Here is a 12,850-nt window from a genome sequence, read left to right as displayed (position 1 = left end):
CCCCATGCCGAACTCAGAAGTGAAACGCCGTAGCGCCGATGGTAGTGTGGGGTCTCCCCATGTGAGAGTAGGGAACTGCCAGGCATCAAATAAGTGAAGAGGCCATCCGAAAGGATGGCCTTTTTGCGTTTTTATCCCTTCCTCGTTGCTCTAAACTAATCACCTATCCCCCCGTATATACGGTAAACTATCCCGGTTTTTGTCTCAGGATAGCGTCTATGAATCACTCCCTTAAGCCCTGGAATACCTTTGGCATTCAACGTAATGCCAATAAAATTGTACGTGCCGATACTGCACAGCAGCTGCTGGATGCCTGGCAAAGCGCAACAGAACAAGACGAACCTGTACTGATTCTGGGCGAAGGAAGTAATGTCCTGTTTCTCGATGATTTTGCGGGAACGGTGATCGTTAACCGTATCATGGGAATTGATGTGGAAGAGCGCGCCGATAGCTGGTATCTGCACGTTGGCGCCGGTGAAAACTGGCATCATCTGGTGCAATACACCCTGGACAAAGGGATGCCTGGACTGGAAAACCTTGCCCTTATCCCTGGCTGCGCCGGATCATCCCCCATTCAAAATATCGGTGCCTATGGCATCGAACTGAAACACGTTTGTGAATACGTAGATTGTATTGAGCTGGCGACCGGCGCGGCTCAGCGTTTAACCGCTGAACAGTGCCGTTTTGGCTACCGTGACAGTATTTTCAAGCATGAATATCAGGATCGCTACGTGATTGTCGCCGTAGGCCTGCGTCTGTCAAAAAACTGGCAGCCGGTGCTGACCTACGGTGATTTAACGCGTCTCGATCCCGAAACGGCGACTGCCCGTGACGTTTTTGACTCGGTGTGCCATATGCGCACGACCAAACTTCCTGATCCTAAAGTGAATGGAAATGCGGGAAGCTTCTTCAAAAACCCGGTTATCAGCAGCGAAAACGCACAAGCGTTTCTTGCAGGTTGGCCTGCCGCCCCCCATTACCCACAGGCGGATGGTAGCGTGAAGCTGGCCGCGGGCTGGCTTATCGATCAGTGCCAGTTAAAAGGCGCCTCCGTGGGCGGTGCGGCCGTTCATCGCCAGCAGGCTCTGGTGCTGATTAATCAAAACGATGCGACCAGCGAGGATGTTGTCCAGTTGGCCCATCACGTCCGTCAGCAAGTGGGCGAAAAATTTAACGTCTGGCTGGAGCCAGAGGTCCGCTTCATTGGCCGTACGGGTGAAGTGAATGCCGTGGAGGTTATCGCGTGAAGGACAATACTATCCCTTTAACCCTGATAAGCATTCTTGCCGACGGTGAATTCCATTCCGGCGAGCAGTTGGGTGAACACCTGGGCATGAGCCGTGCCGCCATTAACAAGCATATCCAGACTCTCCGCGACTGGGGTGTTGATGTCTTTACGGTACCCGGAAAAGGCTATAGCCTGCCGGAGCCGATTCAGCTGCTGAATGAAGAGCTGATCCGCAGCCAGGTAGAGCATGGCAATGTTGCGGTCTTGCCGGTGATCGATTCGACCAACCAGTACCTTATGGATCGACTCAGCGAATTATCCTCCGGGGATGCCTGTGTAGCCGAGTACCAGCAGGCCGGGCGTGGCCGTCGAGGCCGCAAGTGGTTTTCGCCATTTGGTGCCAACCTCTATCTCTCCATGTACTGGCGTCTGGAGCAGGGTCCCGCTGCTGCTGTTGGCCTGAGTCTGGTCATCGGGATTGTGATGGCAGAAGTGTTGCACGATCTGGGCGCTGATAAGGTGCGGGTGAAATGGCCAAACGATCTTTATCTGAACGATCGTAAACTTGCCGGTATTCTCGTTGAATTAACGGGTAAAACAGGCGACGCGGCGCAAATTGTCATTGGTGCAGGCCTCAATATGGTGATGCGCAATGTACAAAATGACGTGGTGAATCAGGCGTGGACCAACCTGCAGGAAGCGGGGATCACCATCGATCGCAACACCCTTGCCGTGCGTATGATTAAAGAATTACGCAGTTCGCTTTCGCTCTTTGAACAAGAGGGGCTGGCATCCTTCCTGTCCCGTTGGGAAAAGCTGGATAACTTTATTAACCGTCCGGTGAAATTGCTGATTGGTGATAAAGAGATCTACGGTATTTCCCGCGGCATCGACGCACAGGGCGCGTTGCTCCTGGAGCAGGATGGCGTGATCAAACCCTGGGTGGGCGGTGAGATTTCACTGCGCAGCGCGGAATAACCCATTATGCGAAAACCCGCATGCGCCGCTCTGGCCGTCATGATGAGTTTACTGTTCTCCCCCCTCTCTCAGGCGGGCCAGGCCTGGGAGAGTTACAAAGCACGCTTCTTTACGCCGGAAGGGCGGATTGTCGATACCGGCAACGGCAATGTTTCGCATACTGAAGGCCAGGGCTTCGCCATGCTGATGGCGGTGGCTAACGACGATAAAGCCACGTTCGATAAGCTCTGGAAATGGACTGACGGTACGTTAAAGAACAAAGAAAATGGTCTGTTTTACTGGCGTTATAACCCTGCCGAGTCCAACCCGATTGCTGACAAAAATAACGCCGCCGATGGCGATGTCCTGATTGCCTGGGCGCTGTTGAAAGCGGATACGCGCTGGCATGACAAACAGTACAGCGCCGCATCGGATGCGATAACGAAAGCACTCATTAGCCACACCGTGACCCGTTATGCGGGTTACCGCGTGATGCTGCCCGGTGTCCAGGGGTTTACCCTCGACGGTGAGATCGTGCTTAACCCCTCTTATTTCGTCTTCCCGGCCTGGCAGGCCTTTGCCAGCCGCAGCCATTCGCCGGTCTGGGGCAAGTTGATTCAGGATGGCCATCGCTTGCTGGCAAAAATGGGATCGGGTAAAGCCAGACTTCCCACGGACTGGGTCTCACTGGGCTCTACGGGCACGCTGTCCCCGGCCAAAGCCTGGCCGCCACGGATGAGCTACGACGCGATCCGCATTCCACTTTACCTTGCCTGGTCTGATAAGAAGAGCCCGCTGTTAACGCCGTGGCGAGCCTGGTTCGGTCAGTTCCCCCGCGAACAAACTCCCGCATGGGTAAACGTGACGACCAATGAATATGCGCCTTACATGATGGAAGGGGGGCTGCTGGCGGTACGTGATTTAACGATGGGACAGCCATCCGGAGAACCCGAGATCACTGCAAAGGATGATTACTACTCCGCAAGCCTGAAAATGCTTGTATGGCTTGCTGAGCAGCCATAACGGAACGGGTGAGCCCTCTCCCCTGGGGGGAGAGGGAAATGCGGTTTACTGCGGATAAGGTACCCAGTCTCCACCGTTCAGGCGAACGTACGGTTTGTTCTGATACTGAATCACAACCGCGTTCGCGTTCTCAGAGACTTCGGCAGTTTGCGGCAGGTTACTGGTGAGCTGATCCCAGTTCACGCTGTCTTCCACAAACAGTTTGCCGTCAACCGCGCGGGCAACCAGTTCTGAAATGGCCAGATAGCTGGTTGGCTGAGCGATCTCAATCGGTGCGCCCTGATGAGGTGCCTTCATACCAAAGAATTTAATGCCTGCCGGTACGTTGGTAATAGACGGGCTAGGGATATCACGCAGACCTGACACCTGCATTCTGTCGCCTTTCAGCGCGGCGCCGTGTTCAGGTACCACAACCACCATCACTTTACGGCCCGATTTATCCAGCTCCGTAAAGAACGCGTCCAGTTCATCGAAGAATTTCTGCGCACGAACTTTATAATCTGCCGTTTTGCTCACGCCAGGGAAGTGGTTACCATCGTGAAGCGGCAGCGTGTTGTAGAACGTTGCACTGCGCGGATTACTGTCTTTTTCGATGGTCTTCAGCCAGCGTTGCAGCACGGCGGTATCGTCATAAACAGGTGAACCGTCAAAGCCCAGCAGAGTGACCGGCAGTCCGGTTTGATCCATCAGCTGTGCCTGCATACCACCCTGTTCGCGCACCTCTTTCAGGAAGTTACCGAACTGGCCGTTATGTCCCAGCATCAGATGCTGCGTGAAGCCCAGTTTTGAGAGGTTATCGAACAGATAACACTGGTTGCCGGCGGGTTGATACAGGTTCTTATGCGATGTCTGACCGCAGCTTGCGCGAAGCAGGCGAATTGCCGCCGGGCCGCTGTACGAAGTGGCAGAGTTAAAGTCTTTAAACTGGATATCGAAATGGGACCACAGCGGGTGAGACATCAAACCCGCGGCATCGACGTCAGCCCAGGAGAGGGAACAGATGTTGATCACCAGCAGCTCAAACGGCTGAGCATCCGCCGGCAGGGCTTCCGGGAATTTGGTCTGACGTTTATCTTCCGCGGTATAGAAGCTGGAGAGCCAGGCGTTCAGGTTAGTGGACGTCGGCGGTGCGGTCTGCGTCGGGATATCGCCGACCACAGGCGTATCACCTGCCGTCGTGACGGTTGCCGCTGCACTTCCCCCGGTAGTGGTCACCGTGGTCGTGGGTTGACCCGCGGGCCACAGGGAGAAGTCTGGACCTGCAAGCGTTAGCACGTTCAGCCAGATCATAATGGCGACGACAAATACCGTGACGCGGATCCATTGTGACAGGAACAGCCAGGCCACCAGCAGCACAAAGACGGCACCTATCATTTGCCAGTTAATAAAGCGCTCGGTCAGGTCAAGGACATAGCTGGCGCTAAACCCTGCCACCTGCGAACCCTGACTCATAATGCTGTCCGGTCCCGGCAGCCAGGTGTCATGCCAGAACAGAGCAAAGCCGACAGGGATAGCAATCCAGTGACGCAAGCGATGCAGCCTGATATTGGGCAAAGGCATCAGCAGGAAAGCCATAAACACCAGGTTGAGCAGGGGATGGAAATTCAGATAGCCTGCCCACAGCAGACCAAACTTCACCAGAAAGTAGAAGTTCCAGCCGGAAAGGCCGCGCCAGTATTGCCAGAGCGGCGATGGTGACGAAGCGGTATAGGTAGAATTAGTCATGTTTTCGGTCTGCCTTGACGTGTGATGCCCGTGTCAGTGTTCCGGCTGGTTTTACATAGCGAGGTTTTACAAACAGCACTCTGGCCGTATCGCGGATACGGCGTATGGAATGGCGTGCATAGTAGCCAAGCGGGAAAAAGATCAGCGCACAGAATACGACCAGTTGAATGATATCGCTGATATTCATGATGGTGCGTTCTCCCCATTCTCAGTTAACAGGCGAAGGGGTTCCGGTATTCGCCGCCAGACGTGTCCGTCATGTCGGGCGTTGAGAATCGGTTTGGCATCGCTCTTCACGGTGAGCGGTTTCGCCCATTGTTCAGGCTCGAGGGCGCGCATCTGCACCAGCTCTGCACTGATAGAATTATCTTCGAACCAGATCATACGGTTCGAGAAAATATCCCCGGTTGGCAGGGGGAAGATATGGTTAAGGGCGGTATCAAGATCGTTTATCCGGCAGAAGGACAAGAACAGCACCAGGCGGTTGTCGCCGATGGTCATAATGTCTCCTGTGCGGTTCGGACGGCATAACGTGAGCGCCTGTTCAACGCGGATACCCGGTACCGGGCGCAGGGCAACCATCACCCCTTTCCCGTCTGCAGGAAGCAGCGTGTTGCTCATCATGTTGCCGACGGCGTCGCAGAAGGTATCCCATTTCTGGTATCCGCGCAGCTTCATCGGCTGCGTCATGGAGAGCAGGGTGGAGATATCTTCCGGTACGTGACGGTTGAACTGCTGGCCCTGAACGCTTTCGAGAAGCGTCAGGCAGCGTGATAACGGCGCATTCCACGGAATCACCATATTGGCACCGCAGCCCAGAAGCAGGCGCTCATCCGTGGCGCGAAGGCTGGTGTTATTTTCGCGCACCACTATTTTTAAGGCGCTTCCGCGCTGGCGACGTAAGGTGTGGATCTGTCGCGCCAGCGTTTCAATCTGGTTATTTTGCATGAGCGAAAAAACAATGGTTGCTGCCTGGGTTGTGCGAGCTTCATTAAAAAGCGCTTCGTTAGAATCAAACAACGACCAATTTTCCGAGAGCGCAGGCGCCCCCTCTAAAACGGCAATATGGCTCAGGATTCGTTTTTCATCGCTGCGCGGTTGCACCACGGTTTCTTCCTGCTGCGCCAGGTGCCATTCGCCCTCAATATGTTTAAGGGTGAGCTGTTGTCTGGCGCTTACGCCTTTTTCATTACACCAGAACGCAATATCGTAGAGATAGCTGTCTGCCTGGTTCCGAAGACTCGCCAGACCAAACAGGGAGCGATATTCGCCCATTAAAAGGGAAAACAGTTTGTCGTTATTACTGCCAGGATTGACTATCAATAGCGTGCAATTTTGAAATTTTGCCCATTTATTGATTTTTTCCAGCCAGGGCAGTAGTTTTTCAGCAGGGATATTTTGCAGGGCGTTATTTGAGCATTTCAGAATCACCAGATAGTGATCCGGATCAATAGAGCACTGAATGTCGCGGGACAAAAAGTATAGACTATCGGCCTCCGCAGGCATGGAAAATAATCGCACCGTCTGCGGACCGCGATCGTTTTCAAGGGTGATAATTTTCTTTGGCTCTTCGCCCATGCTCACGACGGCCACGCGGGAATCCTTGCCCTGAGCGGCAATTGTCTTGTTTACCAGACTGATAGCATCTTCATTACGATCCGTATTAATCCACCAGACTCCTCCGACTGGCATGTGGCTCAATTCGTCCCATAATGACTGGATGCCAATAGAAAATATGGAGTCCACGGTGTCCCTCTTTTCGTTTAATTTCTCTGTATCTCAGTTTACTAGCGAAAGCGTAGAAATAAACCTAACATTGAAATTAAAGAACATCAGATTTAGCATGTAAATGAAATTTGATAGGGCAGGAAGCCTCGCTACTTCTGATTGTGCGATTTTACTCAAAGGGATGGAATAGAATGGATAATAACGAACCCGGCACCCCAGTCGACTCAACCCTGGGTTACACATTCCAGAACGACTTTCTGGCGCTGACGCAGGCGTTTTCATTACCTGAAATAGATTACACCGACATTTCCCAGCGGGAACAGTTGGCCGCGGCTATTAAACGTTGGCCGCTATTAGCTGAATTTGCCCAACAACAATAAGGGAGCCATTGATGGCCATACTAGGATTACAGGGCGTCCGTGGTGGAGTAGGTACAACATCCGTTACCGCGGCGCTGGCGTGGTCATTACAGCTTTTAGGTGAATCGGTATTGGTGATTGACGCCTGTGCCGATAATTTGCTGCGCATGTCGTTTAATGTCGACTTTACGCGTACAGAGGGTTGGGCTCGCGCGCTGCTTGATGATAAAGACTGGCGCGATGCGGGTATGCGTTATACCTCGCAGCTTGATGTACTGCCCTTTGGCCAATTGACCACTACCGAGCGTGAAAATGAAGCTGCCTATCAGCGTCTGTTTTCCCAGTTCACCGTCGCGCTGCAGGAGCTGAAAGAAAAAGGCCATTATAAGTGGATCCTTCTGGATCTGCCGCACGGCGCCGGCACGCTGACCCGACAGCTTATGGCGCAGTGCGATCGCGTGCTGTCGATTGTGAACGTCGACGCGAATTGCCATATCCGTCTGCATCAGCAAGGGTTGCCTGAAAATGGTCATATCCTGATTAATGATTTACGCATTGGCAGCCAGATCCAGGACGACCTGTATCAGGTTTGGCTGCAAAGCCAGCGCCGTCTGCTGCCGATTGTTATCCATCGTGATGAGGGCATGGCGGAATGCCTGGCCTCCAAACAGCCACTCGGTGAATACCGCAGCGATTCCCTGGCGGCAGAAGAGATCCTGACGCTGGCGAATTGGTGTCTGCTGCACTTTGCCAAAGGGGCAGAGCCTGCAGGGAGTTCTGTATGAGCCGTCTCGCCAGCTGGTTACTCATCCCGCCGGTCAGTTCGCGTCTGAGCGAACATTACCGGCATTTTCGCCGGCACGGAGCTTCGGCATTCAGCGCCGCGCTCGGCTGCTTCTGGATGATTCTGGCCTGGACGTTCATTCCTCTCGAACACCCGCGCTGGCAGCGCATTCGTGCGCAGCACAGTGAGTTATATCCGCATATTCATCCCGACCGCCCGCGACCGTTGGATCCGGCGCGTTATATCATTCAGGCTGTCTGGCTGGTGGCCACGTCGTCCCGCTCAGAACACAAAGCGCCGCGCTGGCGCAGCTTCTCCCGCGTGCAACATTTACGTGAGCGCTATCACCAGTGGCTGGACAGTTTGCCTGACCGTGTGGGTGACAAGACCAGCCATCTGGATAACCATAAAGAGCTCGGGCATCTGCACCCGGGCTTGCGGCGTTTTATACTCGGCGTAATCGTCGTTTTCTCGCTCATTCTGGCCCTGGTCTGTATTACGCAGCCCTTTAACCCTCTGGCGCAGTTCACCTTCCTGATCCTGCTGTGGGGCGTGGCATTGCTGGTGCGCCGTATCCCGGGACGCTTCTCCGCCCTGATGCTGATTGTGCTGTCACTGACCGTCTCCTGTCGCTACATCTGGTGGCGTTACACCTCAACGCTCAACTGGGATGACCCGGTCAGCCTGGTGTGCGGTCTGGTTCTGCTGTTTGCGGAAACGTACGCCTGGGTTGTACTGGTGCTGGGGTATTTCCAGGTCATCTGGCCGCTCAACCGTCAGCCGGTTCCGCTGCCAAAAGACACGTCACAATGGCCGTCTGTCGATCTCTTCGTGCCGACCTACAACGAAGACCTGAGCGTGGTAAAAAACACGATTTACGCCGCGCTGGGCATCGACTGGCCGAAAGATAAACTCAAAATCTGGGTCCTGGATGACGGCGGCCGCCCGGCGTTCCGCCAGTTCGCGGAAGAGGTGGGTGTCGAGTACATCGCCCGTACCACGCATGAACACGCAAAGGCCGGGAACATCAACAACGCCCTCAAGTATGCCAAAGGTGAGTTTGTCTCAATCTTTGACTGCGACCACGTGCCGACGCGCTCGTTCCTGCAGATGACGATGGGCTGGTTCCTGAAGGGGAAAGAGCTGGCGATGATGCAGACGCCGCACCATTTCTTCTCGCCGGATCCATTTGAACGTAACCTTGGCCGTTTCCGTAAAACCCCTAACGAAGGTACGCTGTTCTATGGCCTGGTGCAGGACGGGAACGACATGTGGGATGCGACTTTCTTCTGCGGTTCCTGTGCGGTTATTCGCCGTAAACCGCTGGATGAGATCGGTGGCATTGCCGTCGAAACGGTCACCGAAGATGCGCATACCTCGCTGCGCCTGCACCGTCGGGGCTACACCTCTGCGTATATGCGTATTCCGCAGGCCGCGGGTCTGGCAACGGAATCTCTCTCGGCGCACATCGGCCAGCGTATTCGCTGGGCGCGCGGCATGGTGCAGATTTTCCGTCTCGATAACCCCCTGATTGGGAAAGGGCTGAAACTCGCGCAGCGTCTGTGCTACGTCAACGCCATGTTCCACTTCCTGTCCGGTATCCCGCGCCTCATCTTCCTGACCGCGCCGCTGGCGTTCCTGCTTCTTCACGCCTATATCATCTACGCGCCTGCGCTGATGATTGCGCTGTTCGTTCTGCCGCACATGATTCACGCGAGCCTGACGAACTCGAAGATTCAGGGTAAATACCGCCATTCGTTCTGGAGTGAAATCTACGAAACGGTGCTGGCCTGGTACATCGCGCCGCCGACGATGGTGGCGCTGATCAACCCGCACAAAGGTAAATTCAACGTCACCGCGAAGGGCGGTCTGGTGGAAGAGGAGTATGTCGACTGGGTCATCTCCCGGCCGTACATCTTCCTGGTGTTGCTGAATATCGTGGGCGTGATTGCCGGTATCTGGCGCTACTTCTACGGCCCGGAAAACGAGATCCTGACCGTGTTCGTGAGCATGGCATGGGTGTTCTACAACCTGATTATCCTCGGCGGCGCGGTTGCGGTGTCGGTGGAGAGCAAACAGGTCCGCCGTGCGCATCGCGTGGAAATCTGCATGCCTGCGGCAATCGCCCGTGAAGATGGTCACCTCTTCTCCTGTACCGTGCACGACTTCTCAGACGGTGGTCTGGGGATAAAAATCAACGGTCAGGCGAAGGTGCTGGAAGGGCAGAAGGTTAACCTGCTGCTGAAGCGCGGCCAGCAGGAGTACGTCTTCCCGACGCAGGTGGTGCGTGTAGCCGGTAATGAAGTCGGTCTGCAACTGATGCCGCTGACGAAAAAGCAACATATTGATTTTGTGCAGTGTACGTTTGCCCGCGCGGACACGTGGGCTCTCTGGCAGGACAGCTTCCCGGAAGATAAACCTCTGGAAAGCCTGCTGGATATTCTGAAGCTGGGGTTCCGTGGCTATCGTCACCTTGCAGAATTTGCCCCGTCGTCGGTGAAATTAATTTTCCGGTCCCTTACTTCGCTGGTTTCCTGGATCGTATCGTTCGTTCCTCGTCGTCCCGAGCGGGATGAGGCGAAGCAGGCGGACCCGGTTATGGCTCAACAATGATGATAACGCGATGAAAACTAAACTTTCCTGGTTATGTGCAGTGGCAATGGGGGTAAGTGCGCTCCCCACAACGATGGCTAACGCAGCACCCGATAACGCAGCGGCAACGCCTGCTCCGACGGTACCTGTGGTCGCCCAGGCGACCGATCCGGTTATCACCGCGGCACCCGGTCAAACGGAAAACGTCATTCCGAACCAGCCTACGGACGGCAACACCCTGCCGGCAGACAGCAATGTCGTCGGTCAGGTGATGCCGGGCGTACAGGGAGCGAACGCGCCTATTGTCGCGGAAGATGCCCCGTCACGGGACGTGAAGCTGAGCTTTGCGCAGATTGCGCCGCCGCCGGGCAGCATGGTGCTGCGCGGTATTAACCCTAACGGCGGCATTGAGTTCGGTATGCGCAGCGATGAGGTTGTCTCTCACGCCATGCTGAACCTTGAATACACGCCATCGCCGTCGCTGTTGCCGGTACAGTCTCAGCTGAAGGTTTACCTGAATGATGAGCTGATGGACGTCCTGCCCGTCACAAAAGAGCAACTGGGTAAGAAAACACAGGCCCAGGTGCCGATTAACCCTCTTTTCATCACCGACTTTAACCGCATACGTCTGGAGTTTGTCGGTCACTACCGTGACGTCTGTGAGAACCCTGCCAGCAATACCCTGTGGGTAGACGTAGGACGCAACTCTTCGCTGCAGATGACCTACCAGTCGCTGGCGCTGAAAAACGACCTCTCGTCGTTCCCGGTTCCGTTCTTTGATCCGCGTGATAGTCGTCAGTTAGTGCTGCCAATGGTGTTTGCGGCGTCTCCGGACGTCACCGAGCAGCTGGCGGCCACCATTGTGGCATCGTGGTTTGGTTCACGTTCTGGCTGGCGCGGGCAGAACTTCCCGGTGATGTACGACAAAATGCCGGACAGAAACGCGATCGTGTTTGCGACCAACGCGAAACGTCCTGCCTTCCTGCGCGATCACCCGGACGTAAAAGCGCCGACCATTGAGATGATGAGCCACCCGGATAACCCGTACGTGAAGCTGCTGGTGGTCTTCGGGCGTGATGATAAAGACCTGGTGCAGGCGGCCAAGGGCATTGCCCAGGGTAACGTTCTGTTCCGTGGAAACAGCGTGGTGGTGGATGAGGTTAAACCGCTGCTGCCGCGTAAACCTTATGACGCACCAAACTGGGTGCGCACTGACCGTGCCGTCACGTTTGGCGAATTGAAAACGTATGAAGAACAGCTGCAGGCGACGGGGCTTGAGCCAGCCCCGATTAGTCTGTCACTGAATCTGCCGCCAGACCTGTACCTGCTGCGCACCAACGGTATTGATATCAATCTGAGCTACCGTTACACCGCGCCGGCAACCAAAGACAGTTCACGCATGGATATCAGCCTGAACAACCAGTTCCTGCAATCTTTCAGTCTGACAAGCACGCAGGATACTAACCGACTGATGCTCCGTCTGCCGGTGTTGCAGGGGCTGCTGGACGGGAAAACGGACGTCTCTATTCCGGCGCTGAAGCTTGGGGCGATCAACCAGCTGCGCTTTGATTTCCAGTATATGAACCCGATGCCTGGCGGCTCGGTGGATAACTGCATCACCTTCCAGCAAGTACAGAACCACGTTGTGATTGGGGATGAGTCAACCATCGACTTCTCGAAGTATTACCACTTCCTTGCCATGCCGGACCTGCGTGCATTTGCTAATGCCAGCTTCCCGTTCAGCCGTATGGCCGATCTCTCTGAATCCATTGTCGTCATGCCAAAAGCGCCAAATGAGGGCCAGGTGACGACCCTGCTGGACACCATGGCGTCCGTGGGTGCGCAGACCGGATTACCGGCAATTAACGTCACGTTGACTGACGATGGTAGCCAGATCCAGAACAAAGACGCGGACATCATGGTCATCGGTAACATCCCGGATAAGCTGAAGGATGACAAGCGTATCGATCTGCTGGTCAAAGCAGCCCAGTCCTGGGTTAACACGCCACTGCGTCAGACCGAGTTCCCGAGCATTATGCCGGATATTAACGATCGTCAGGCCAGCGTGCAGACAACCGTTACGTCTCAGGGACCAATGGCCGCGGTGGTTGGCTTCCAGTCACCTTACAACGAGCAGCGTAGCGTAGTGGCGCTCCTGGCGGACAGCCCGCGTGGGTATGCGTTACTCAACAGCGCGATGAACGACAGCGGCAAACGTGCCGCGATGTATGGTTCGGTGGCGGTGATCCGCGAGTCTGGGGTCAATAGCCTGCGCGTGGGCGATGTGTACTATGTGGGCCATCTGCCGTGGTTCGAGCGTCTGTGGTATGCGCTGGCTAACCATCCGGTTCTGCTGGCTATCCTGGCAGCCGTCAGCGTGGTGTTGCTGGCGTGGGTGCTGTGGCGTCTGCTGCGTATCATCAGCCGTCGTCGCCTTAACCCGGATGAGTAACA

At 55.1% G+C, this 12,850-nt stretch carries 10 protein-coding genes and 1 rRNA gene; 8 read left to right on the top strand and 3 right to left on the bottom strand.

The genetic code is table 11. The features are described from left to right. From rrf to AC2FAP_RS19380, 4 genes are all read left to right on the top strand, one after another. A 5S ribosomal RNA gene (gene rrf / locus AC2FAP_RS19395) occupies positions 1-84 on the top strand; the annotation flags it as partial. A gap of 134 nt (positions 85-218) precedes the next feature. Further along, the gene (gene murB, locus AC2FAP_RS19390; RefSeq protein WP_429862634.1) at positions 219-1,247 is read left to right on the top strand and encodes a UDP-N-acetylmuramate dehydrogenase; all 1,029 of its coding nucleotides are present in this window, start codon (positions 219-221) and stop codon (positions 1,245-1,247) included. After that, positions 1,244-2,206 (top strand): bifunctional biotin--[acetyl-CoA-carboxylase] ligase/biotin operon repressor BirA, encoded by a 963-nt coding sequence (gene birA / locus AC2FAP_RS19385; protein ID WP_032680102.1) that lies wholly within the window; start codon positions 1,244-1,246, stop codon positions 2,204-2,206. The genes murB and birA overlap by 4 nt, the downstream gene beginning before the upstream one ends. 6 nt (positions 2,207-2,212) lie before the next feature. Continuing rightward, the gene (locus AC2FAP_RS19380; protein ID WP_020884478.1) at positions 2,213-3,208 is read left to right on the top strand and encodes a family 8 glycosyl hydrolase; all 996 of its coding nucleotides are present in this window, start codon (positions 2,213-2,215) and stop codon (positions 3,206-3,208) included. 45 nt (positions 3,209-3,253) lie between these two features. Here AC2FAP_RS19380 and bcsG read toward each other — a convergent pair whose 3' ends face one another. From bcsG to bcsE, 3 genes are read right to left on the bottom strand one after another with little or no spacing between them, the layout of a single operon-like run. Continuing rightward, on the bottom strand, positions 3,254-4,933 hold the full coding sequence (gene bcsG, locus AC2FAP_RS19375) for a cellulose biosynthesis protein BcsG (protein WP_020884479.1): 1,680 nt from the start codon (positions 4,931-4,933) through the stop codon (positions 3,254-3,256). Then, a complete protein-coding gene (gene bcsF, locus AC2FAP_RS19370) occupies positions 4,926-5,123 on the bottom strand; it encodes a cellulose biosynthesis protein BcsF (protein WP_025202797.1) in 198 nt (65 codons plus the stop codon). The genes bcsG and bcsF overlap by 8 nt, the downstream gene beginning before the upstream one ends. Then, positions 5,117-6,679 carry a cellulose biosynthesis c-di-GMP-binding protein BcsE gene (bcsE, locus tag AC2FAP_RS19365; protein WP_020884480.1) on the bottom strand — a complete coding sequence of 521 codons (1,563 nt, stop codon included), beginning with the start codon at positions 6,677-6,679 and terminating at the stop codon, positions 5,117-5,119. Before bcsE ends, bcsF begins: the two co-directional genes overlap by 7 nt. Positions 6,680-6,852: 173 nt before the next feature. Here bcsE and bcsR point away from each other — a divergent pair, with 173 nt between their 5' ends. From bcsR to bcsB, 4 genes are read left to right on the top strand one after another with little or no spacing between them, the layout of a single operon-like run. Further along, positions 6,853-7,041, top strand: coding sequence for a cellulose biosynthesis protein BcsR (gene bcsR, locus AC2FAP_RS19360; protein WP_020884481.1), 189 nt, complete (start codon positions 6,853-6,855; stop codon positions 7,039-7,041). An 11-nt stretch (positions 7,042-7,052) separates the two neighbouring features. Then, positions 7,053-7,805, top strand: coding sequence for a cellulose biosynthesis protein BcsQ (gene bcsQ / locus AC2FAP_RS19355; RefSeq protein ID WP_025202798.1), 753 nt, complete (start codon positions 7,053-7,055; stop codon positions 7,803-7,805). Further along, a complete protein-coding gene (bcsA, locus tag AC2FAP_RS19350; RefSeq protein WP_449541983.1) occupies positions 7,802-10,417 on the top strand; it encodes a UDP-forming cellulose synthase catalytic subunit in 2,616 nt (871 codons plus the stop codon). The genes bcsQ and bcsA overlap by 4 nt, the downstream gene beginning before the upstream one ends. A 10-nt stretch (positions 10,418-10,427) precedes the next feature. After that, entirely contained in the window at positions 10,428-12,848 is a 2,421-nt protein-coding gene (gene bcsB, locus AC2FAP_RS19345; RefSeq protein WP_322416226.1) for a cellulose biosynthesis cyclic di-GMP-binding regulatory protein BcsB, read from the top strand. Positions 12,849-12,850: the final 2 nt, after the last annotated feature.

This window comes from Enterobacter cloacae complex sp. 394I7 (assembly GCF_057320345.1).
Note: the sequence above shows the minus strand (reverse complement) of the source record. Positions and strands in the feature narration are given on the sequence as shown.